23 protein-coding genes and 1 tRNA gene are annotated in these 20,182 nt (G+C 67.2%); 11 read left to right on the top strand and 13 right to left on the bottom strand.

The genetic code is table 11. The features are described 5' to 3' along the window. Window positions 1-51 precede the first annotated feature (51 nt). Complete coding sequence (locus K7G82_RS15550; protein ID WP_222990831.1) at window positions 52-459, top strand: DUF983 domain-containing protein; 408 nt, start codon at window positions 52-54, stop codon at window positions 457-459. Between the two features lie 26 nt (window positions 460-485). Then, a complete protein-coding gene (locus K7G82_RS15555) occupies window positions 486-680 on the top strand; it encodes a hypothetical protein (protein WP_222990832.1) in 195 nt (64 codons plus the stop codon). Window positions 681-810: 130 nt separating this feature from the next. On the opposite strand, the gene K7G82_RS15560 is transcribed toward K7G82_RS15555, so the two are convergent. Then, window positions 811-1,458, bottom strand: coding sequence for a hypothetical protein (locus tag K7G82_RS15560; RefSeq protein ID WP_222990833.1), 648 nt, complete (start codon window positions 1,456-1,458; stop codon window positions 811-813). 247 nt (window positions 1,459-1,705) lie between these two features. Between K7G82_RS15560 and rplU the strand changes: the two genes are divergently transcribed. The 3 genes from rplU (at window position 1,706) to K7G82_RS15575 (ending at window position 3,141) form a co-directional block, all read left to right on the top strand. Further along, window positions 1,706-2,122, top strand: coding sequence for a 50S ribosomal protein L21 (gene rplU, locus K7G82_RS15565; RefSeq protein WP_222990834.1), 417 nt, complete (start codon window positions 1,706-1,708; stop codon window positions 2,120-2,122). 24 nt (window positions 2,123-2,146) lie between these two features. Beyond that, a complete protein-coding gene (gene rpmA, locus K7G82_RS15570) occupies window positions 2,147-2,416 on the top strand; it encodes a 50S ribosomal protein L27 (RefSeq protein ID WP_222990835.1) in 270 nt (89 codons plus the stop codon). A 170-nt stretch (window positions 2,417-2,586) separates the two neighbouring features. Beyond that, on the top strand, window positions 2,587-3,141 hold the full coding sequence (locus tag K7G82_RS15575; RefSeq protein WP_222990836.1) for a GNAT family N-acetyltransferase: 555 nt from the start codon (window positions 2,587-2,589) through the stop codon (window positions 3,139-3,141). A 40-nt stretch (window positions 3,142-3,181) separates the two neighbouring features. Here the strand turns inward: K7G82_RS15575 and K7G82_RS15580 are convergent, their stop codons facing one another. Then, window positions 3,182-3,715: a GNAT family N-acetyltransferase gene (locus K7G82_RS15580; protein WP_222990837.1), complete on the bottom strand. Its 534-nt coding sequence runs from the start codon at window positions 3,713-3,715 to the stop codon at window positions 3,182-3,184. Further along, entirely contained in the window at window positions 3,712-3,873 is a 162-nt protein-coding gene (locus K7G82_RS15585) for a hypothetical protein (protein WP_222990838.1), read from the bottom strand. Before K7G82_RS15585 ends, K7G82_RS15580 begins: the two co-directional genes overlap by 4 nt. A gap of 96 nt (window positions 3,874-3,969) precedes the next feature. Here K7G82_RS15585 and K7G82_RS15590 point away from each other — a divergent pair. The 4 genes from K7G82_RS15590 (at window position 3,970) to K7G82_RS15605 (ending at window position 7,339) form a co-directional block, all read left to right on the top strand. Then, a tRNA-Thr gene (locus K7G82_RS15590) sits at window positions 3,970-4,044 on the top strand. Between the two features lie 310 nt (window positions 4,045-4,354). Beyond that, the gene (locus tag K7G82_RS15595; RefSeq protein ID WP_222990839.1) at window positions 4,355-6,001 is read left to right on the top strand and encodes an alpha/beta hydrolase; all 1,647 of its coding nucleotides are present in this window, start codon (window positions 4,355-4,357) and stop codon (window positions 5,999-6,001) included. Between the two features lie 130 nt (window positions 6,002-6,131). After that, window positions 6,132-6,722 (top strand): helix-turn-helix domain-containing protein, encoded by a 591-nt coding sequence (locus K7G82_RS15600; protein ID WP_222990840.1) that lies wholly within the window; start codon window positions 6,132-6,134, stop codon window positions 6,720-6,722. A gap of 146 nt (window positions 6,723-6,868) precedes the next feature. Next, window positions 6,869-7,339 (top strand): MarR family transcriptional regulator, encoded by a 471-nt coding sequence (locus tag K7G82_RS15605; RefSeq protein ID WP_222990841.1) that lies wholly within the window; start codon window positions 6,869-6,871, stop codon window positions 7,337-7,339. 326 nt (window positions 7,340-7,665) lie between these two features. Here the strand turns inward: K7G82_RS15605 and K7G82_RS15610 are convergent, their stop codons facing one another. The 10 genes from K7G82_RS15610 to K7G82_RS15655 form a co-directional block, all read right to left on the bottom strand. Then, window positions 7,666-9,348 carry a thiamine pyrophosphate-dependent enzyme gene (locus K7G82_RS15610; RefSeq protein ID WP_343228587.1) on the bottom strand — a complete coding sequence of 561 codons (1,683 nt, stop codon included), beginning with the start codon at window positions 9,346-9,348 and terminating at the stop codon, window positions 7,666-7,668. Window positions 9,349-9,494: 146 nt separating this feature from the next. Then, the gene (locus K7G82_RS15615; RefSeq protein WP_222990843.1) at window positions 9,495-10,682 is read right to left on the bottom strand and encodes an amino acid aminotransferase; all 1,188 of its coding nucleotides are present in this window, start codon (window positions 10,680-10,682) and stop codon (window positions 9,495-9,497) included. 380 nt (window positions 10,683-11,062) lie between these two features. After that, on the bottom strand, window positions 11,063-12,478 hold the full coding sequence (locus K7G82_RS15620; RefSeq protein ID WP_222990844.1) for an aldehyde dehydrogenase family protein: 1,416 nt from the start codon (window positions 12,476-12,478) through the stop codon (window positions 11,063-11,065). Window positions 12,479-12,525: 47 nt separating this feature from the next. Next, window positions 12,526-13,290, bottom strand: a complete 765-nt coding sequence (locus K7G82_RS15625) for an aldolase/citrate lyase family protein (RefSeq protein WP_222990845.1) — start codon at window positions 13,288-13,290, stop codon at window positions 12,526-12,528. Beyond that, on the bottom strand, window positions 13,287-14,093 hold the full coding sequence (hpaH, locus tag K7G82_RS15630) for a 2-oxo-hept-4-ene-1,7-dioate hydratase (RefSeq protein WP_222990846.1): 807 nt from the start codon (window positions 14,091-14,093) through the stop codon (window positions 13,287-13,289). The genes K7G82_RS15625 and hpaH overlap by 4 nt, the downstream gene beginning before the upstream one ends. A 4-nt stretch (window positions 14,094-14,097) precedes the next feature. Further along, the gene (locus K7G82_RS15635; RefSeq protein ID WP_222990847.1) at window positions 14,098-14,493 is read right to left on the bottom strand and encodes a 5-carboxymethyl-2-hydroxymuconate Delta-isomerase; all 396 of its coding nucleotides are present in this window, start codon (window positions 14,491-14,493) and stop codon (window positions 14,098-14,100) included. Continuing rightward, entirely contained in the window at window positions 14,493-15,311 is an 819-nt protein-coding gene (locus K7G82_RS15640) for a DODA-type extradiol aromatic ring-opening family dioxygenase (protein ID WP_222990848.1), read from the bottom strand. Before K7G82_RS15640 ends, K7G82_RS15635 begins: the two co-directional genes overlap by 1 nt. Further along, the gene (locus tag K7G82_RS15645) at window positions 15,308-15,634 is read right to left on the bottom strand and encodes an aromatic ring-opening dioxygenase subunit LigA (protein WP_222990849.1); all 327 of its coding nucleotides are present in this window, start codon (window positions 15,632-15,634) and stop codon (window positions 15,308-15,310) included. The genes K7G82_RS15640 and K7G82_RS15645 overlap by 4 nt, the downstream gene beginning before the upstream one ends. Continuing rightward, window positions 15,631-16,383, bottom strand: a complete 753-nt coding sequence (locus tag K7G82_RS15650) for a fumarylacetoacetate hydrolase family protein (RefSeq protein ID WP_222990850.1) — start codon at window positions 16,381-16,383, stop codon at window positions 15,631-15,633. The genes K7G82_RS15645 and K7G82_RS15650 overlap by 4 nt, the downstream gene beginning before the upstream one ends. After that, window positions 16,380-16,991, bottom strand: coding sequence for a fumarylacetoacetate hydrolase family protein (locus K7G82_RS15655; protein ID WP_222990851.1), 612 nt, complete (start codon window positions 16,989-16,991; stop codon window positions 16,380-16,382). Before K7G82_RS15655 ends, K7G82_RS15650 begins: the two co-directional genes overlap by 4 nt. 156 nt (window positions 16,992-17,147) lie before the next feature. Between K7G82_RS15655 and hpaE the strand changes: the two genes are divergently transcribed. Both hpaE and K7G82_RS15665 read left to right on the top strand, forming a co-directional pair. Beyond that, a complete protein-coding gene (gene hpaE, locus K7G82_RS15660; RefSeq protein ID WP_222990852.1) occupies window positions 17,148-18,656 on the top strand; it encodes a 5-carboxymethyl-2-hydroxymuconate semialdehyde dehydrogenase in 1,509 nt (502 codons plus the stop codon). Continuing rightward, complete coding sequence (locus K7G82_RS15665) at window positions 18,656-20,116, top strand: NAD-dependent succinate-semialdehyde dehydrogenase (protein WP_222990853.1); 1,461 nt, start codon at window positions 18,656-18,658, stop codon at window positions 20,114-20,116. The genes hpaE and K7G82_RS15665 overlap by 1 nt, the downstream gene beginning before the upstream one ends. Window positions 20,117-20,182: the final 66 nt, after the last annotated feature.

Here is a 20,182-nt window from a genome sequence, read left to right on the forward strand (position 1 = left end):
TACGTATCGCGCGGCAAACCTGCCCGTCCGAAAGAATCGGGACGATCGAGCATGACAGACAGCAACACGCAAGCGCCCCATTGGCCGGCGCTGAAGCCCGTCGAGACCGGCATTCGCGGCAAATGCCCGCGCTGCGGCCAGGGCGCCCTGTTCAAGGGGCTGCTGTCGCTGCGCGAAAGCTGCGATCATTGCGGGCTGGATTATGGCTTCGCCGATCCGGCGGACGGCCCCGCATTCTTCGTGATCTGCTTCGGCTGCGTGCCCGCCGTGGTGGTGGCGCTGATGATCGAGATCCTGTTCACGCCCCCATTCTGGGTGCACCTCGTCACCTCGCTTCCCTTCCTGCTGCTCACCTGCACGCTGCCGCTGCGGCCGCTCAAAGGCTGGCTGGTGTGCAGCCAGTTCTTCTACAAGGCGCGTGAGGCCCGACAGATCGGCTGGCATGTCCCTGAGAGATGATGGCCTGAAAGATGGTGTTCTGAAAGATGACCCCGATCGAGCGCGCCCGGGACGCGGCGGCCACCTATCTGGCGTCGCGCGGCTATGACGACGAGGCCCGCCGCGCCGCATCGGGCGAAGGCGACGATTTCGCGGAGGTGCGGATCGCGCTGGCCCTGATCGCGCAGGAGGAGCGGATCACCCGCCGCCGTGGCGCGGCGATGGCGTGGCACCGGGATTAGCTAAGCCCCCCAGTTCCAATTGTCATTCCCGCGAACGCGGGAATCCAGTTGCACCGCCCTTTCCGGATAGAACGGTGCCGCTGGATTCCCGCATTCGCGGGAATGACATTCATTTATCAACGCACGTTTATCAGCGCAGCGCCACGCTTTCGCCGTCCAGGCGCACGCCGTCGATCTGGCCATAGCGGACGGTGCAGGTGAAGCCGCGCGCGCTGGCGCGATCGCGATAGCCATTGCGCGTTTCCACCGTGCCGCTCACGCGCCATTCGGTGCCCTCGCCCTGAACGTCCGCGATGTCGCGGACGCTGGCGTTGCTGCCATAGGCATGCGCCTCGTCCTCGGCGGCGCCGGCGCAGGCGTCGACCGCCGCGTCCTCGTCGCGAATCACCTGTGCGTCGTTGCCGGCATGGGCGTCGTCGATGGCGGGCGAATCGATCCGGCCGCCCGCATCGTCGCCACGCCATTCGCCGTCGTCGGACCGATCGGCGTAGGCGTCGGCTGTACGATCACGATTCTGGTAGGCACGATTCCGGTAGGCGATCTCGTCATCGACCTGGCGATCCTTCTTCGCCGACATGCCGGCGATCGCCGCGATGCCGCCCAGGATCACCACGCCCGCCAGCAGACCGCCGCCACGCACGCCGCGATCGCGATGATGCCAGCCGCCGTTCCAGCCGCCATGATGGCCGCGATACGGCCGCGCCGCCGCCGGCGCGACCGAGGTGGCGAGAAGCGCGGCGGAGACCGCGGAACCAAGCAGCAAGCGAGCGAGCGCCATCGAAAACCCTTTCCTCGGGCCGCCCTATCGACGTCCCATGCCATGTCTGCTAGGCGAATCGTGCTTTCAGCGCGATGAACCGCCGGGGACCGTGATCGCACATCGCGAGCGCGGAAATGGCGGGTTTGAGCGCCCTTTCCTCGTTGACAGCGCGGGAAAGCGAAGCTAACAGCCCCACTTTCCCGCGCGGGGGTCCGGCCGTGGCCGTTCGCCTGTGTGGATAGCTTTGAAGATGAAGAGACAAGCCATGTTCGCTATCGTGCGCACGGGCGGCAAGCAGTATCGCGTTGCCGCAGGAGACAAGATCGCCGTCGAGAAGATCGCTGGCAATGCCGGTGATTCGATCTCGCTGGGCGACGTCCTGCTCGCCGGCGAAGGCAGCGAGCTCAAGGCCGCCAAGGATCTGACGGTTTCGGCCGAGATCATCGCGCAGGCGAAGAGCGAGAAGGTCATCGTCTTCAAGAAGCGCCGCCGGCACAATTATCGCCGCCGCAACGGCCATCGTCAGCAGATGACGATCCTGAAGATCACCGCGATCGGCAACGAGAAGCCGAAGGCCGCGGCCAAGAAGGCCGAGGAGCCCAAGGTTGAGGCCGCCAAGCCCGCCGCCGAGAAGAAGCCCGCAGCCGCCAAGAAGCCGGCCGCGAAGAAGACCGACGCGTAAGCGCGCCGACAGGAGTTTTGAGAGATGGCACATAAGAAAGCAGGCGGTTCTTCCCGCAACGGCCGCGACTCAGCCGGCCGACGCCTTGGCGTGAAGAAGTTCGGCGGCCAGGACGTCGTCGCGGGCAACATCATCGTGCGCCAGCGCGGCACCAAGGTCTATCCGGGCCGCAATGTCGGCATGGGCAAGGATCACACGCTGTTCGCGCTCGTCGAAGGCCGCGTGACCTTCCACGACGGCAAGCTTGGCCGCAAATTCTGCTCGGTCGATATTATGGCGCAAGCAGCCGAGTAAAATCGGGCGAACCGCATGACGGGTCGCCCCTGGGGCGGCCCGAAAACCTGCTGCGGCAGGTGAAGAGGGAGAGGGGTCGCCCCCGCTCCCTTTTTCTTTGTCTCCCTCATCCCATTGTCTCCATGGCGTAATCTGATTGCGGCATGGGGCGCGACATAGAGGAGAGAGACATGTTCGCGCGTACCCCCAGATTGCTGCTCCGGCCCGGCTGGCCGGAGGATGCGGCCGCGCTGGCCGCCGCGATCGGCGATGAAATGGTCGTCCGCAACCTCGCCACCGCTCCCTGGCCCTATGATATCGATCATGCCCGGGATTTCCTGGCGGCGGAGCGCCATCCGGCGCTGCCCCAGTTCCTGATCACCGCGCGCACCCATGGCGCGCCACGGCTGGTGGGCGGCTGCGGGCTCGGCCGCGCGCCGGGCGGCGATATCGAGATGGGCTATTGGATCGCCCGCCCCCATTGGGGCCTGGGCTATGCCACGGAGGCCGGCCAGGCGCTGATCGGCATCGCGCGCACGCTGAAGCTCGGCCGCGTCGTCGCGTCGCATTTCCTCGACAATCCCGCGTCGGGCAACGTGCTGCGCAAGCTGGGTTTCCGCCCCACCGGATCCATCGTCAACCGCCCCAGCGCGGGGCGCGCCGGCGAGGCCCCGTGCGCGCTCTACGCGCTGGCGGAGGACGATGCGCTTCCCGACGGCAGCGATTGCTACCGAATGGCGGCGTGATGCCGGCGCCCGGTGAGTTTCCGCTCATCGGGCGCCCGTATCAGCCCGCGCGCGGCCGCCTGAACACCAATATCCGCCCGTCTCGGTAATCCTCCGGCCCGGCAAGGACGAAACCCGTCTTTTCCGCCACGCGAATCGATGCCGCGTTTTCGGTGTCGATGATGCAGCAGGTTTCGGGATCCGGAAGATTGGCGTCGGCCCAGCCGATGATCGCGCCGACGGTTTCGCTGGCGATGCCCCGGCCATGCGCATCCGGCCCGAACACCCAGCCCGCTTCGGGCACGCCGGCGATCGCGGGAATGCCGCGTTCGAGTTCGGCCAGTCCGACAAGCCCCAGATAGCGGCCATCGCCGCGATCCTCGACCGCCCAATAGCCATAGCCCATGATCGGCCATAGCCCGACCGCGCGCAGGAAACGCGTCCATGCGTCGCCGCGCGGCAACGGCACGCCGCCGACGAATCGGGTCACCTCCGCATCGCCCCAGATCTGCGCGAAGCGTTCGAAATCCCCATGCCGGTGCGCGCGCAATATCGTGCGCTCGGTCAGGATGGTGGGCGCGGTGGCGATCGTCATGATTCGGACGAATCACCGGCATCGGTCGAAGCCGATTCGCGCGCGTCCACGGGCGCGCCATCCCCCTGCCCTTCGCGTGCCTGCGCCTTTCTCCGGCGCAGATTCTCGCGCAACGCCTCCGCCAGACGCGCCGCGCGCTCATCCTGTTGCTTGCCCATCGCGACAATTCCAAACAGATTGGCGAGAACAGGGCAAGCCCGCCTTGACGAACGCCCGCCCCTCCGCCATAGGCCCGCAACCGCCCGTCGGGCCGTGCTGCCGTAGCTCAGTGGTAGAGCGCATCCTTGGTAAGGCTGAGGTCGTGAGTTCAATCCTCACCGGCAGCACCATTTTCCCGCAGATCACGAAATAGACCCCTTTTCGGGGGGCCGCGCCTAGACGTGCGCTGCGTTCGGCTATCGGACACGCCCCCTCCGGCCGCGCCATTTCGCGAAATCCTCAAGCGTCAGAATCTTTCAGGAAATTCACCTGCGGCGCGTTGCCGCACCACCCTCCGCAGTCGCATCGAAGATAGCGGCGACAACGCGCGCCATCATCAGATCATCCTGAATAGAAAATTTCTCTGATAAGAAAATTTGGAGACAATCGGAGCCATCCCGAATAGAGATACGCGAGTGTCGCGACGGGAGGGTGCGTCTGATGATGGGTGTCGATTGGGTGCAGGCGCTGCTGGTGGCCGGATTCGTCGCCTGCTGGCTCGGCTGGCGTGACACGCGGCGGCGCGCGGTGCTGGCGGGGCTGGCCGTCGCGATCATCGGCGTGGCGCTCTGGGGCATCATGATCGATCGCTGGCAGGTGGGCGGCGGCGCCCTGTTCGGCGTGCTCGCGCTGGTCGCGATCGCCGCGTCGCGCTGGCGGGCCGATCGCGCCACGAAGGCGGGGCGCGCAGCCAGGCCCTGGCGCCTGCCCTGGATCACCGGGCTGCTGTGGCTGTGCCTCGCGCTGGCGCTGCTCTTCCCGGTCTGGATATTCCCGGTGCGGGCGCTGCCCAGGCCCGATGGCGACCATGCGGTGGGGGTGCGGACCTTCGAGCTCGACGATCCGTCCCGCAAGGGCGTCTCGGGCGTTCCGGCCGATCAGCCGCGCCGCCTGCTCGTCCGCATCTGGTATCCGGCGGGCGACGTCTCCGGCATGCGCCCGCGCCCCTATATGACGCGCGCGGAGGCCGGCATGTCCGGCCGCGCGATCGGCGACTCCATCGGCTTTCCGCCGCTGTTCAGCCATCTCTGGCATGTGCCCACCAACGCCTATGAGGATGCGCCGCTGGCGCCCGGCGCCCGCGCGCTGCCGGTGCTGTTCTACAGCCACGGCTATACCTCGTTCCTGGCGCAGAACAGCGTGCTGCTCGAACAGCTCGCCAGCCACGGCTATATGGTCGTCTCGATCCAGCATAGCGGCGACGCGGGCGCCACGCTGTTCCCCAATGGCGACGTCGTCCCGTTCGAACCGCTGCCCCCGCAAAAGCCGTCGGACGGCAAGCCCGATCCCGTGCTGGTGAAGGCGGTGGCCGCAGCCGATCCGGGCGCACGGCTGGACGCGATGCTGAAGCTGCGCGCGGACGCGGTGAAATCGAACGACCGGATCGGCATGCGCAGCGCGGCGACATGGCTGGCCGACCGGCTGTTCGTGCACGACCGGCTGCAAAAGGGCGCGGTGCCCGCCGCCGTCGCCCCGCTGGTCGCCGCCGGTCGTTACGATCGGGTGGGCGAACTGGGCATGTCGTTCGGCGGCGCCACCAGCGGCGCGGTCTGCATGATCGATCGGCGCTGCGCGGCCGGCATCAATCTGGACGGCACCGATCTGGGCTATGACGCGTTCGACCGCGACATGCCGGTGCCGTTCCTGATGTTCCATTCAGATCCGTCACACATCTTCAAGCTGCTCGGCGCGCCCGCGCCGGCGGAACCGCGCGGCAGCAACGAATTCTCCTATGAACGCTTCGCCAATGCCGGAAGCCTGCCCGATATGCACCGTGTGATGCTGGCCGATTCCAAACATGTCGGCATCACCGATTTCCCGCTGTTCATCCGCTGGCCGCTGAAGGGGATGATGCTGGGCACCGCGCCGGCGGGCGACCTGATCGGCACCCAGAACGACATGGTGCTCGCCTTTTTCGACCATTATCTGCTGGGCGCGGACAATCATTTCCCCAAGGCGCAGATCGCGCGCTGGCGCGGACGGCTGGTGCCGATGAGCAGCGCCTATGTCGCGCGCTGGTGGCGGACGAAATCGCCGGCCGAGCAGGCGGAGATCACCCGCCGGATCGATGGCGTGCGGCGGCCCTGAAACCTCCGCGCGGCGATGCGCCGGATGGCGATCGCGGCTGCCGCGCCAACCCTTTTGACCCCGGCGGTGGCGATGGCTATCCCGCATGCCATCACACGCTTCCGATCCCCTGGAGGCGCAGGGGACATCGATGGGAGTTTCACGCAAACATGCCGGGCCGATGGGGCAGCGGATCAAGGCGCTGCGCAAGTCGCGCCAATGGAGCCTGGCGACGCTGAGCGCGAAATCGGGCATCCCGCTGTCCACCCTCTCCAAGGTGGAGCACGGCGCGCTGACCCTGAACTACGACCGGATCCAGCAGATCTCGGAAGCGTTCGATGTCAGTTTCTCCGAATTCCTGTCGCCGGAAACGCCGCAGGAAAGCGTGCGCGGCGCGCCGACCGGGCGAATAAGCTGGGCGCCCAGGGGATCGGGCCTGCCGGTTGAAACGCCCAAATATAATTATCACTATCTGTGCAGCGACCTGCGCGTGAAGGCGATGATTCCCATCCGCTGCCAGTGCAAGACGCGCACATTGGAGGAGTTCGGCGAGCTGCTGCGCCACGACGCCGAGGAGTTCATCCTGGTCGTGGAGGGCCGCGTGGAGATCCACACCGAATTCTACGAACCCCGCGTGCTCGACGTGGGCGAAGGCGTCTATATCGACAGCCGCATTGGCCATGCCTATCTCAATGCCGGCGACGGGGAAGCCTGGATCGTTTCGGTCAATCTCAACGTCTGACGGCCAGGGACGCGCGGCGGCGATCGGCGAACGCGCGGAATCTTTCCCGGAAAAGCGTGCCGTACCACCGATTTTCAAGGAGTTGGGCGATAAAATCGCCATCGACATTGTTGCCCGTCCGTTCCCTTTTTCTCTATAGGAACGACATGGCTCCTCCCAACAAGCTCGCCCCCTACAAGAAATCGGTCGCGGGATCGCTGCTCGCCGCGCGGGAAGCGATCATGGCGCCCATCCGCCCGCTGCTGCGCGAGGCCAATGTGACCGAGCAGCAATGGCGCGTGCTGCGCGTGCTTTCGGACGAAGGCCCGCTCGGCATCGCCGAACTGGCCGAGGAAGCAATGCTGCACGGCCCCAGCGTGACGCGCATCCTGAAGGAACTGGTCGATCGCAAGCTGGTCGCGCGCAAGCTCGACAAGACCGACCGCCGCCGCTCGATCGTCGCGATCACGGCGGAGGGGCAGGACGTGATCGATCACACCGCCGCCTTCACCCTGGTGCTGATCAACAATTATGTCGCGGCGTTCGGGCAGGAGCGCCTGCAGACGCTGCTGTCGGAACTGGCGGCGTTCAGCGAGGTCCTCGCCGAATTCGCGCCGAGCGAGAGCAAGGGCGAGTAGCGCGGGCGCCTGGTTCCCGATCCCTCACTTGTCATCCCCGCGAATGCGGGGATCCAGCTTTTCCGTGAAGCATAAAGAAGAAGAAGAAGAAGAAGCTGGATTGACCTGCGGTCGACTACGTCTCCCGCGTGCGCAGGAATGACATCGGGAGGGCACGGTAATCGAGCTTCATCCTGTGGCGGATGCCAGCGCCTGTCCTGAGCGCCTGCTTGCAGGCAGTCGAAGGGCTGGCATGACGGGTGGGACAATCACAGCACCGCCGCAACGCAAACGGGGTCCGGCGAGCCTTGCCCGCCGAACCCCGGCATATCGTTTCGAAACCGGCCTCAGGCCGCTTCAGGCTCGCCCAGCGGATTGGGCGGCACCGGCACCATCGAGGGGACGAAGGGGTGGATCAGCGCCCAGGGGCTGGGCATCACGCCCACCGCCACCTGGATCAGCGCGGGGCCGCCGCGGTCCTTCGCGGCCTGGAGCGCGTCGCGCAGTCCCTCGGGCGAGTCCACCGCCTGGGTGTGCAGGCCATAGGCTTTCGCGAGCAGCTCGAAATCGGGATTGGTCAGCTTGACGCCGATCTCCTTGCCGAACACGCGGTTCTGGATGCGGCGGACATTGCCGTAATAGCCGTCGACGAAGACGACGACCGAGAGGTCGTAATTCTCGCGCGCGGCGGTCGCCAGTTCCTGCAGGCCCCAGCTGAAGCCGCCATCGCCGTTCAGCGAGACGACGCGCTTGCCGGGATTGCCGTGCGCGGCGCCCAGCGCGGTGTTGAAGCCATAGCCCAGCGTGCCCTGATAGCCCGGCGTGATGAAGGCGCGCGCGCTGTGCACGGGATAGCCGATATTGGAGAAATAGCCGACCTGGGTCAGCTCGCTGACCAGGATGTCGTCATCGGCCATGGTGCCGCGCAGCGCGGCGACGAAATCGGTCTGCGGCTGGATCGCGCCGGTCTGGAGCTTGATCCAGTCCTTGACGAGCGCGACCTTCTCCGAAACGTCCGCGCGATCGAGATCGGCGGGCAGCGCCGCCAGCAGCGCCTCCAGCCCCAGCCGCGCGTCGCCCAGGATCGACAGGCCCGGCAGGCGCGGCGCTTCCCAGTCATTGGGCTCGACGTTCAGATAGATGTACTTCGTGCCCGCCGAGGCATTGATCGGATGCGCGTGGCCGTCGAGGAAGCGGCTGCCCGCGACCAGCACGACATCGGCATGCGGCAGGACCGATCGGCCGCCCAGCGCGGTCAGCGCCAGCGGATGGCGATCGTCGAGCGTGCCGCGGCCATTCTCGCTCATCACGACAGGCGCCTGAAGCCGCTCCGCGAGCGCGCGCAGCGCTTCGCCGCCGTCCGACGCGAGCACGCCGCCGCCCGACTGGATCACGGGGAACCGCGCATTGGCGAGCAGCGCCGCCGCCTCGCCAATCAGGCCGGTATCGGGTTTGGTCGGCGCATAGGGCGCCGGCGGCAGCAGCGCGCTCACCGCGCGCGCCTGGAGCAGATCGGTCGGCAGTTCGATCGCGACCGGCCGGGGGCGGCCGGAGCGGAGCTGGGCGAAAGCCTCGTTCACCAGCGCGGGGAAATCCTCCGCCTTCTCCGCGATCGCATGCCATTTGACGAGCTTCTTGAGCATGCCCGACTGGTCGGGCAGTTCGTGCAGCATGCCATAGCCCTTGCCGATCGTGTCCGACGGGATCTGGCCGACCAGGAACAACACCCGCGCGTTGCAGGCATAGGCGGTGGAGATGCCGGACAGCGCGTTGAGCATGCCGGGGCCGGGCACGACCATGCAGACGGCTTCCTTGCCCGTCGTGCGCGCATAGCCGTCCGCCATGTAGGAGGTCGCCTGTTCGTGCCGGGGCACGACGAAGCGCAGCCGGTCGCCACGCTCGCGAATGGCCTCGACCGCCCAGTCGAGCTGAACGCCGGGAATGCCGAAAATGTCGGTCACGCCCTCCACGATGAGCTGTTCGACCAGCGCCTCGCCCCCGGTGCGTTCCTGCGGTTCATACTGGGTCACAGATATTTCTCCGTCATCTGGTTGAGCGGCGACCGCCAAGGGGCCGATGGGCCAATCCGGATCCGCCATAAACTTAACACGTTATCTATATGGAGTGGGCGCATGGGGTCAAGTGCCCGATCGGGCACCCGCCCATGCGCTTCTCCCTATCGGGTGACGCTTGCGAACGCCTCCGCCGCATGCGCCACATTGGCCATGGTCAGGCCCGCCAGATTGGCGCGCCCGCTGTCCGTCGCGTAGATATGCCAGTCGCTGCGCAGAGACTGGACCTGCGCGGGCGAAATGCCGAGCAGCGCGAACATGCCGGTCTGATCGGCAAGATAGGAAAAGTCGCGACCGCCCTTGCCGGCAAGCTGGTTCACCAGTTCCAGCCGCACCCGGCGGATGCGCTCGCGCATGCCGTTCAGCTCCACTTCCCATTCGGCGCGCAGCGCGGGGGTGCCCAGGATGTGCGCGACGACGGCGGCGCCGTGATCGGGCGGCATCGAGTAATTGGCGCGCACCACCGGCAGCAAATGGCCCTTCGCGGCCTCCACCTGCCGCTCCCCGCCCGCGACCAGGGTCAGCGCGCCGGTGCGTTCGCGATACAGCGCGAAATTCTTGGAGCAGGAGCTGGCGACGATCATCTCCGGCACCCGCGCCGCCAGGATGTTGATGCCCGCGCGATCAGGCTCCAGCCCATGGCCGAAGCCGAGATAGGCGAGATCGACAAAGGGCATCGCGCCCGTGCGCTCCAGCAGTTCGGCGATCGCGGCCCATTGCGCCTGATCGGGATCCGCGCCCGAGGGATTGTGGCAGCAGCCGTGCAGCAGCAGCACGTCGTTGGCGGTGAGCTGTTCGCCCAGCGCGTCCATCATCGCATCGAAACGGATCCGACCGGCGGCGACGTCATAATAGGGATAAACCACGGTCTCGACGCCCGCCGCGCGGAACAGCGCCGGGTGGTTGGGCCAGGTGGGATCGGGCATGAACACGCGCGCGCCGGGGCGAAGCTTGGCGATGAAATCGGCGCCGACGCGCAGCGCGCCCGTTCCGCCCGGCGTCTGGATCGTCCGCGCGCGGCCATGCGCGTCCGATCCGGGCGCGAAGATCAGGCCGCGCACCGCATCGTTATATTGCGGATTGCCCGCCGAGGAGAGGTAGCTCTTGGTCGTCTGCGTGTTGCGCAGATATTCCTCGGCCTGCTTCACCGTATCGAGGACGATGACGTTGCCATTCTCGTCCTTGTAGACGCCGATGCCCAGATCGATCTTCTGCGGGCTGGGATCGCCGGCGAAGACCTGCGCCATGCCGAGAATGGGATCGAGAGGGGCATCGCTGAGATCGGCAAACATGGTGACTCCCTGAGAGCGCTGCGCGGTTCCAGTCGAACCGCTCGAAATTTCATGACGGACAAACAGCCGGCGCGGCTGTCCGATTCCATCGGACTGCTCTTCCTTAGCGTCTCGCTATACGTGACGCAATCTCACAATTCGTCACACATTGCGAGGCAGTCGGGCCTTTGTTCGTCATCCCGTCGAAAGCGCGCCGGCTGGGATCAGGCAAACAGACGCACATGCCTTGAGATGCCGGGCGGATATCGCCATCGCCAATTCCCCCGTTCGGGCTGAGCCTGTCGAAGCCCTGTCCTTCTGCTTCAATTCCAAGGAAGAACAGGGCTTCGACAAGCTCAGCCCGAACGGCATGGGTGCTGGCGCATTATCCGGAATGACGTTCAGCCACGCGGCAGGCGCAGCGTCTGGATCTGGGTATATTCGTCGAGCCCATGCTGGCCGAACTCGACGCCGATGCCCGACTGCTTGGCGCCGCCGAACGGCACCAGGGGCGAGATGGTCGAATGGTCGTTGACCCAGGCGCTGCCCGATTCGAGCCGCATGGCGAGCGCCGCCGCCGCGCCGGGATCCGACGACCAGACCGATCCGCCAAGCCCGTTCTCGCCGCGATTGGCGCGCGCCAGCGCATCCTCCGGATCGCTGAAGCGGATGACCGGCAGGATCGGGCCGAACTGCTCCTCGTCGACGATGCGCATGCCATCACTCACATCGACGAGCACGGAGAGCGGGAAGAAATAGCCGTCGCCATCCGGCGCCTCGCCGCCGCTCAGGAACCGGCCGCCATTGGCCTTCGCATCCTCGGCGAGCGCGCGGACATAGTCGTATTGCCTGCGGTTCTGGAGCGGGCCGAACTGGCTGTCCGCCCCGTCGCCCGGGCCGACGACCGCCGCCGCCGCCAGTTCCGCCAGCCGCGCCGCGACCGTGTCGTAGAGCGACTCATGGACATAGAGCCGTTTGATCGCCGCGCAGATCTGCCCGCTATTGCCGAACGAGGCGGAGAAGAGGCGCGGCACGATCGCGTCGACATCGGCGTCGGAAAGCACGATCGCGGCGTCGTTGCCGCCCAGTTCGAGCGTGAGGCGTTTCAGGTTCGCAGCGCCGTCGCGCATGATCGCGCGGCCCGTGCCCGTCGATCCGGTGAAGACGATCTTGTCGATGCCCGGATGGCGGGCGATGCCCGATCCGATCTCGACATCGCCGGTCACCACGTTGAACACGCCGGCGGGCAACACGGCGCTCGCCAGCTCGCCGATGCGCAGCGTCGTCAGCGGCGTGTTGGGCGACGGCTTCAGCACCACGCTGTTGCCCGCCAGCAGCGCGGGAATGACGTGCCAGATCGCGATCATCACCGGGAAGTTCCACGGCGTGATCGAACCGACCACGCCCAGCGGCTTGCGGTGGATCTCGATCACCGGGCCTTCGGGATTCTCGATGCGCTCCACCTTGGGGCGCAGCCCCGCCGTCGCGCGGATCCAGTAGACCGCGCCGCCGATCTCGCCCTGCGCCGATTTGACGGGCTTGCCCTGCTCGCGCGACAGCAGCGCCGCCAGATCGGCCTGGTTCTCCTCGATCAGCGCGCCCAGCCGCAGCAGCGCATCGGCGCGCGCGTCGATCGGCGTCGCCGCCCAGCCCGGAAAGGCGGCGCGCGCGGCGGCGACCGCGTCGTCGAGCTGTTCGATCGTGGCGAGCGGGCAATGCGCGAAGGGCCGCCCGGTCGCCGGATCGATCACGTCGATCCGCCCGGCGCTTCCCACCGGCTGGCCGTTGATGACGAGATTGAAGGGCGTATCGAGCATTGCTGATCCTCTGGTGATGCGGGGCGATGGCCTCACCCCGATTATGTTCAGGCGGTTTCGGTCGCGCTCCGCAGCAGCGCGCGGGCGCCATTGGCGAGCAGCCCGACATCGGTGCCGATCGAGACGAAGGCGAAGCCCTGCGCGATCTTGGCGCGCGCATCGGCAAGGTCGAGCGCGAAGATGCCGGCCGGCTTGCCCGCCGCCGCGATCGCGGCGCGCGCCGTCTCGATCGCCGCCTGCACATCGGCATGGCGCGGATCGCCGAGATGGCCGAGCGAGGCGGCGAGATCGGCGGGGCCGATGAACAGCGCGTCGATCCCCTCGACCGCGGCGATCGCATCGACCGCGTCGAGCGCGGCGCGGCTTTCGATCTGCGCGATCAGCGCGACGCGTTCATGCGCTTGCCTGAGGTAGCTGGTGTCGGCGCCGAAGCGCGAGACGCGGCTGGTGGCGCTCGCCACCCCGCGCGTGCCGCGCGGCGGAAAGCGCGACGCGGAAACCAGCGCGGCCGCCTGCGCGGCGCTGTCGACCATCGGCAGCAGCAGCGTCTGGAAACCGATATCGAGATATTGCTTGATATGGACGGGGTCGCCCACCGGCACGCGCGCGATCGGATGGACCGGATAGGGTGCTGCCGCCTGCAATTGCGCGAGCAGGGTCTGCAGCGTGTTGGGCGCATGCTCGCCGTCGAACAACAGCCAGTCATAGCCCGCCTGCGCGCAGATCTCGGCGGTATAGGGGGTGGCCAGCGCCTGCCAGAGCCCGAGGCGCGCGGTGCCGGCGGCGTGGATCCAGTCTCCGAACGCGCTCATGCGAAGCGCACCGAAATGGTGCCCAGCGGGCCGAAATCGACATGGAAGCTGTCGCCCGCGCGCGCCGGGACGGGCGCGGTGAAGCTGCCGCCCAGGATGATCTCGCCGGCTTCCAGCACCTCGCCATAGGGGTGCAGCTTGTTGGCGAGCCAGGCGGGGCCGTGCGCGGGATGGCCGAGCACCGCCGCGGCGACGCCCGAATCCTCGATCACGCCGTTCCTGAAGATCAGCGCGGAAACCCAGCGCAGGTCCACGTCCATCGGCCGCACCGGGCGGCCGCCCAGCACCAGCCCGGCATTGGCGGCATTGTCCGAAATCGTATCGAACACCTTGCGCGTCGTGCCCGTGGCCTTGTCCACCTGTTCGATGCGCGCGTCGATGATCTCGATCGCGGGCACGATATAGTCGGTGGCGTCGAGCACATCGAACAGCGTGCAATCGGGGCCGGACAGCCGCTGCTTCAGGCGGAAGGCGAGTTCCACCTCGACGCGCGGCACGATGAAGCGCTCGATCGGGATATCGCGCCCGTCGGGAAACAGCATATCGTCGAGCAGCAGGCCGTAATCGGGCTCGTCGATATTGGAGGAGCGCTGCATCGCGCGGCTCGTCAGCCCGATCTTGTGGCCGATCGGCTTGCGGCCATCGGCGATCTTCTTCTTCGTCCAGGCGCGCTGGACGGCATAGGCATCCTCGATCGTCATGTCGGGATGGGCGAGCGAGAGCTGCGAAATCTGCGTGCGGCCGCGTTCGGCCGCGTCGAGCCGCTCCGCGATCGCGGCGATCTGGTCGGTGGTCAGCGTCATGGTTCTAGCTCCGGCCCTGGGCAGCAAGGCGCTTGTGGATCGTGTTGTGCTTCCAGCCCTCCGCCTCCTCGACATAGAGCGAGAGCGCGAGCGGGCGGCGATCGAACAGGTCGCCCAACTGGGCTTTGACCGCGTCGAACATCTGCGTGAAGAATGCCTGGCGGAACGCGGCGTCGCGCCCCGCGCCCATCTTCACGTCGATATTGATGAAGGCGTCTTCGGGCCCGGCGCCGTCGGCGATCACATAGTCGCTGATCCGGATCGCGCGGACGCGGATGCCGCCCACGGGAAACACCCCGCCCGAACGCTCGCGCATCTCCGCCGCGATCAGCGCGAGCAGGCCCTTCAGGTCGAAATCCCCTTCGAGATTGTCGGTCCATTCGACGGTCGCGTGCGCCATCAGGCGATCTCCGCCGTGGCGATGAAGCAGCCGGTGCTGAAGATCGGGATCGGCGCGAAGAAATGCACGGTGCCCGGCCCGCGCGCGGCGGCGGCGGCGGCGATCAGCGTGCGGATCTCGAACCCGCCCTGCCCCGCATCGGCATAGGTTTCAGCGTCGGTATAGGCGGTGAGCAATGCGCGGTCATTGAGCGCCCAGCGGCGCAGGAACTCGCGGTCCCACGCCTCGTTCACGCGGCCGCTGTCGGGCGTGGCGGGCCAGTGGGAAATGCCGCCCGTCGCCACCAGCGCGATCCGTTCGGGCACCGCGTCCGCCGCGCGGCGCAGCGCTTCGCCGAACGCCCAGGCGCGCGCCAGCGGCGCCAGCGGCGGCCCCTGGCAATTGATGTTCGCGGGGATCACCGTCAGGGTGTTTTCGGGATCGAGGAAGCTCAGCGGCACCATGATGCCGTGATCGAACTTCCATTCCTCGGCATAGGAGAGGTCGACGGTCTGCTGCACCTCCGCGATGATGCGGCGCGACAGCGCGGCATCGCCGCGCACCGTGCGATGCGGGATGCGCAGCCAGTCCGGATCCTCGATCGGCCCTTCATAACCATCGGCCATGCCGATCGCGAAGGACGGCATGTTGTTCATGAAGAAATTGGCGAAATGTTCGGCCGCGACGATGATCACCGCATCGGGCTTCGTCGCGTGCAGCGCGTCGCGCATCGCGTGATAGGCCGCGAAGAAGGGATCGCGCAGTTCCGGCGGCGCCAGATCGGCGCGCCCGGTGATGCCGGGGCCATGGCTGCAAATTCCGGTGAAGACGAGGCTCATACGCCGGCAACCTTTTCATCCAGCCCGCTCGTCATCGCATAGACGCCGTCGCGCACCGGGCCGTGCTGGCGAACGCCGTCGCGCATCATCTGCAGGTAATCCGCCCAGGCGATCTGCCTGAACGCCGCGAAATGCATCAGGATCTGCCCGTTGACGCCCAGCACGTAGAGCAGGCCGATATCGGGCTGGAGCACCGCGCCCCGCTCCTCTTCGGTCAACGCATAGCGATCGGCGACCGCCGCCGCGTCGGCGGTGAATGCGTCCTGCAACGCGCGATCGCGGTTGAGTTCGAACAGCAGCCTGGAAAGCTGGTACAGGCTCATGGCTGCCAGTCCACATGGTTGACCAGCCGGCCGATGCCCTCCACCTCGCACTCCACTTCGTCGCCCGGGGCGACAAAGGCCACGCCATGCGGCGTTCCGGTCAGGATCATGTCTCCGGGCTCCAGCGTCGTGATCGCCGAAAGATAGGCGATCAGATCGGCGATGGGGAAAACCATTTCGCCCGTGGAGCCCGACTGGACGGTCTTGCCGTTGATCCGCGTCGAGAGCGCCAGCGCCTGCGGATCGGCCACGTCGGCGGCATCGACGATCCACGGCCCCAGCGGCGTCAGCGCGTCGCGATTCTTCACGCGCAGGTTCGGCCGGTAATAATTCTCCAGATACTCGCGCACGGCATAGTCGCACGCGACGGTATAGCCGCCGACCAGCGCCAGCGCGTCGGCCGCCGCCACGTTGCGCGCGGTTTGGCCGATCACCGCCACCAGTTCGCATTCCGGGTGCATCTGCTCGGCGTCGCGCGGTCGCCAGGATGTGCCGCGATGCGCGACCAGGCTGTTCGCCCCCTTCAGGAAGACCAGCGGCTTGTCCGGCGCCTTGAAGCCCAGTTCGGCCGAGTGATCGGCATAGTTGAGCCCCAGCGCGAAGATCCGCGCGCCCGGCGTGACGGGGGGCAGCAGCACCGCCGAATCGAAAGGCAGCTCGATGCCGGAGGCCAGCCGGATCCGGCTGTCGTCTTCGGTCATCACACCCCATTGCTCGCGTCCGGCATGGACGAGGCGGACATGCTTCATGGTCGGCCTCCTTCTGCCGCGCCAAGCGTCACCGTCAGCCCCGCAAGGCCGTTCGCGGCGATCTCGATCCGGTCGCCCGCGCGGCCGATCGGCGCGTCGCCGGCGACGCCCGCCAGCAGCATGTCCCCCGGCAGCAGCGACATATAGGCGGTGACGTCGGCGATCGCGGTGCGGACGTCGCGGTGCAGGCGCGACAGGTTCCAGCGATGGACCTCCGCGCCGTTCACCGTCGTCACGATCTCCAGATCGTCCAGCGCGGCGGGAACCACGCCGGCATCGCCCACCGCCAGCAGGCCGTCGCGCCCCAGTTCGGCGATGGCGGGCCGGAAGAAGCTCTGGTGCGGCACCGCGAGGTCGAGCGCCAGCCGCGCCGCGCCGAAACCCGTCACCGTCCGCTGCAACGCGATCGTCGCGCCCAGCACCAGCCCGTCCGCGCCCTGCGGCACGGCGATGGCCGCGCCGCCCCGCACGATGCCCGGCCCGGACTTCACATAGAGCACCGGCGCCCTGGGTGGCTGGCCATAGGGCTTTTCGTGAAACGCCGGATCCAGCGCGCTCAGTTGCGCGCCGTCATTGAGTGCGATTCCATATGCGGTGCCCGCGAACATCCTGCTCTCGATCGGTTTGAATGAGGCCCAAGGGATGATACTTAACACGATAAATGTCAACCGGAGCATTCGGCGCTTCGGGGCCAGAAGTGGTTTGACGGCGGCGAAACTCCGAGTATATATTTAACACGATAACCATTTCATTCGGAGATACCCATGCCCGCCAAGCGCCGCGAACTGGCTCTGAAAACCACCGAGCCGTTCCGCACCCGGCCGCTGGGCCATTATATCGCGGGCGCGGCCGTTTCCGGCGATGGAGAGGCGTTCCCGATCTATGATCCGTCGACCGGCGAGGAGCTGGGCCAGGCGAAGGACGCGACCCCCGCCGAACTCGATTCGGCGGTCGACGCCGCCGTCGGCGCCTTCCATGGCTGGGCAACCACCCCCGGCGAGAAGCGCAAGGAGATCCTGCACAGGATCGCCGACGGCATCGAGGCGCGCGCCGACGAGATCGCTTCGATCGAATGCCTGGACGCGGGGCAGACCTGGCGTTTCATGTCGAAGGCGGCATTGCGCGGCGCCGAGAATTTCCGCTTCTTCGCCGATCGCGCGCCGGGCGCCGCCGATGGGCAGGCGCTGCCCTCCCCCGGCCATCTCAACGTCACGACGCGCTATCCGATCGGCCCGGTCGCGGTGATCACGCCGTGGAACACGCCCTTCATGCTGTCCACATGGAAGATCGCGCCCGCGCTGGCCGCCGGCTGCACCGTGGTGCACAAGCCCGCCGAATGGTCGCCCTATTCGGCGCGGCTGCTCGTCGAGATCGCGCATGATGCGGGGCTGCCCGCCGGCGTGTTCAACTCGGTCAACGGCCTGGGCGAATCGACCGGACGGCGGCTGACCGAACATCCCGGCATCAAGGCGATCGCCTTTGTCGGCGAATCGAAGACGGGCAGCGCGATCATGAAGCAGGGTGCGGACACGCTGAAGCGCGTCCATTTCGAACTGGGCGGCAAGAATCCGGTGATCGTGTTCGACGATGCCGATCTGGAGCGCGCGCTCGATGCCGTGGTCTTCATGATCTATTCGCTCAACGGCCAGCGCTGCACATCCTCGTCGCGCGTGCTGGTGCAGCGTTCGATCTATGACGGCTTCGTCGCGCGCATCGCCGAACGCGCCGCCGCGCTGAAGGTGGGCGATCCCTTCGATCCCGCCACCGAGGTCGGCCCGCTGATCCATGAGCGCCATCTGGGCAAGGTGTGCAGCTATGCCGAGATCGCGCAAGGCGACGGCGCAACGATCGCGGCGGGCGGCAAGCGGATCGACCGGCCCGGCTATTTCTATTCCCCCACGCTCTACACCGCCGCCGAACAGACGATGCGGATCGCGCGCGAGGAGATTTTCGGCCCCGTGCTCACCGCCATCCCCTTCGACGACGAGGCGGATGCGATCGCCAAGGCCAATGACGTGGATTACGGCCTGGCCGGCTATGTGTGGACGCGCGACATCGGCCGCGCGCTGCGCGTGTCGAACGCGCTGGAAGCGGGCATGGTCTGGGTGAACAGCGAGAATGTGCGCCACCTGCCCACCCCGTTCGGCGGGGTGAAGGCCAGCGGCATCGGCCGCGACGGCGGAGACTGGAGCTTCGATTTCTACATGGAAACCAAGAATCTCGCCTTCGCCACCGGCGAGCACAAGATCATGAAGCTGGGCGCGGGCAACTGATGAACGCCCTGCTGCGCGATGCCTGCCTGATCGGCGGGGAATGGCTGTCCGGCGAGGCATGGCTGCCGGTGACCAACCCGGCCACGGGTCAGGTGATCGGCCGCGTGCCCGAATTCGGCGCCGATGAAACCCGCGCCGCGATCGAGGCCGCGCACCGCGCCTTCCCCGAATGGTCGGCCCGCACCGGCAAGGCGCGCGCGGCGATCCTGCGCCGTTACTTCGATCTGATCGTCGCGCATCAGGATCAACTGGCCGAATTGCTGACCGCCGAACAGGGCAAGCCGCTGGCGGAGGCGCGCGGCGAGATCGCCTATGCCGCGTCCTTCATCGAATGGTTCGGGGAAGAGGCGAAGCGCGTCTATGGCGACGTGATCCCCGGCCATTTGCCCGACAAGCGCCTGTTCGCGCTGAAGCAGCCGATCGGCGTGGTCGCGGCGATCACGCCCTGGAATTTCCCGGCGGCGATGATCACGCGCAAGATCGCCCCCGCGCTGGCCGCCGGCTGCACCGTGGTGGTGAAGCCCGCGCAGCAGACCCCGCTCACCGCGCTCGCCTTTGCCGCGCTCGCCGAACAGGCGGGCGTGCCCGCGGGCGTGCTCAACATCGTCACCGGCAGCGCCGCCCGCGCGATCGGCGGGGAACTGACCGCGAACCCGATCGTGCGCAAGGTCAGCTTCACCGGCTCCACCGCCGTGGGCGCCGCGCTCTATGCGCAATCGGCGCCGACCATCAAGAAGCTGAGCCTGGAACTGGGTGGCAACGCGCCCTTCATCGTGCTCGACGATGCGGACCTGCCCGCCGCCGTCGAGGGCGCGATCGCCAGCAAGTTCCGCAATGCCGGCCAGACCTGCGTGTGCGCCAACCGCTTCTATGTGCAGGACGGCGTCTATGACGCGTTCGTGGCGCTGTTCGCCGAGGCGATCGCGAAGCTGAAAGTGGGCAATGGCGCGGACGATGGCGTGACGATCGGCCCGCTGATCGACGACCAGGCGGTCGCCAAGGTGGAGCTGCATGTCGCCGACGCGCTCACGCGCGGCGGGCGGCTGGTGGCGGGCGGCCGCCGCCACGCGCTGGGCGGCCGTTTCTTCGAACCCACGCTGATCGCCGACGCGGCGGACGGCATGGCGGTGCTGGTGGAGGAAACCTTCGGCCCGCTCGCCGCCATCGTCCGCTTCACGCATGACGAGGACGCGGTGGCCGCCGCCAACGCATCCGAATACGGCCTTGCCGCCTATGTCTATGCCCGCGACGTCTCACGCGTGTGGCGCATGGCCGAGCGGCTGGAAACCGGCATCGTCGGCATCAACACCGGACTGATCTCCACCGAGGTCGCGCCCTTCGGCGGCGTGAAATCCTCCGGCCTCGGCCGCGAAGGCTCCCGCCACGGCATCGACGATTATCTGGAACTCAAATATCTGTGCCTCGAACTCGAGGATGCACCGGGACTGGTCCACGCCTGATGATTAGGATGCCGGAGATGACCCCGACGATCGTCCCCATCCAAACCGTTCGGGCTGAGCCTGTCG

The sequence above is a fragment of the Sphingomonas colocasiae genome (assembly GCF_019880585.1).
GTDB lineage: Bacteria > Pseudomonadota > Alphaproteobacteria > Sphingomonadales > Sphingomonadaceae > Sphingobium_A > Sphingobium_A colocasiae.

Bases quoted from the DNA above. Each gene is read 5' to 3' on its own strand.
- K7G82_RS15575 (WP_222990836.1), top strand. From the start codon at position 2,587: ATGTTCGCGCGTACCCCCAGATTGCTGCTCCGGCCCGGCTGGCCGGAG.
- hpaE (WP_222990852.1), top strand. From the start codon at position 17,148: ATGCCCGCCAAGCGCCGCGAACTGGCTCTGAAAACCACCGAGCCGTTC.
- K7G82_RS15635 (WP_222990847.1), bottom strand. From the start codon at position 14,493: ATGGCGCACGCGACCGTCGAATGGACCGACAATCTCGAAGGGGATTTC.
- K7G82_RS15555 (WP_222990832.1), top strand. From the start codon at position 486: ATGACCCCGATCGAGCGCGCCCGGGACGCGGCGGCCACCTATCTGGCG.
- K7G82_RS15640 (WP_222990848.1), bottom strand. From the start codon at position 15,311: ATGAGCCTCGTCTTCACCGGAATTTGCAGCCATGGCCCCGGCATCACC.
- K7G82_RS15655 (WP_222990851.1), bottom strand. From the start codon at position 16,991: ATGTTCGCGGGCACCGCATATGGAATCGCACTCAATGACGGCGCGCAA.
- rpmA (WP_222990835.1), top strand. From the start codon at position 2,147: ATGGCACATAAGAAAGCAGGCGGTTCTTCCCGCAACGGCCGCGACTCA.
- K7G82_RS15595 (WP_222990839.1), top strand. From the start codon at position 4,355: ATGATGGGTGTCGATTGGGTGCAGGCGCTGCTGGTGGCCGGATTCGTC.
- K7G82_RS15600 (WP_222990840.1), top strand. From the start codon at position 6,132: ATGGGAGTTTCACGCAAACATGCCGGGCCGATGGGGCAGCGGATCAAG.
- K7G82_RS15645 (WP_222990849.1), bottom strand. From the start codon at position 15,634: ATGAGCCTGTACCAGCTTTCCAGGCTGCTGTTCGAACTCAACCGCGAT.
- hpaH (WP_222990846.1), bottom strand. From the start codon at position 14,093: ATGACGCTGACCACCGACCAGATCGCCGCGATCGCGGAGCGGCTCGAC.
- rplU (WP_222990834.1), top strand. From the start codon at position 1,706: ATGTTCGCTATCGTGCGCACGGGCGGCAAGCAGTATCGCGTTGCCGCA.
- K7G82_RS15585 (WP_222990838.1), bottom strand. From the start codon at position 3,873: ATGGGCAAGCAACAGGATGAGCGCGCGGCGCGTCTGGCGGAGGCGTTG.
- K7G82_RS15615 (WP_222990843.1), bottom strand. From the start codon at position 10,682: ATGTTTGCCGATCTCAGCGATGCCCCTCTCGATCCCATTCTCGGCATG.
- K7G82_RS15605 (WP_222990841.1), top strand. From the start codon at position 6,869: ATGGCTCCTCCCAACAAGCTCGCCCCCTACAAGAAATCGGTCGCGGGA.
- K7G82_RS15550 (WP_222990831.1), top strand. From the start codon at position 52: ATGACAGACAGCAACACGCAAGCGCCCCATTGGCCGGCGCTGAAGCCC.
- K7G82_RS15650 (WP_222990850.1), bottom strand. From the start codon at position 16,383: ATGAAGCATGTCCGCCTCGTCCATGCCGGACGCGAGCAATGGGGTGTG.
- K7G82_RS15665 (WP_222990853.1), top strand. From the start codon at position 18,656: ATGAACGCCCTGCTGCGCGATGCCTGCCTGATCGGCGGGGAATGGCTG.
- K7G82_RS15625 (WP_222990845.1), bottom strand. From the start codon at position 13,290: ATGAGCGCGTTCGGAGACTGGATCCACGCCGCCGGCACCGCGCGCCTC.
- K7G82_RS15580 (WP_222990837.1), bottom strand. From the start codon at position 3,715: ATGACGATCGCCACCGCGCCCACCATCCTGACCGAGCGCACGATATTG.
- K7G82_RS15620 (WP_222990844.1), bottom strand. From the start codon at position 12,478: ATGCTCGATACGCCCTTCAATCTCGTCATCAACGGCCAGCCGGTGGGA.
- K7G82_RS15560 (WP_222990833.1), bottom strand. From the start codon at position 1,458: ATGGCGCTCGCTCGCTTGCTGCTTGGTTCCGCGGTCTCCGCCGCGCTT.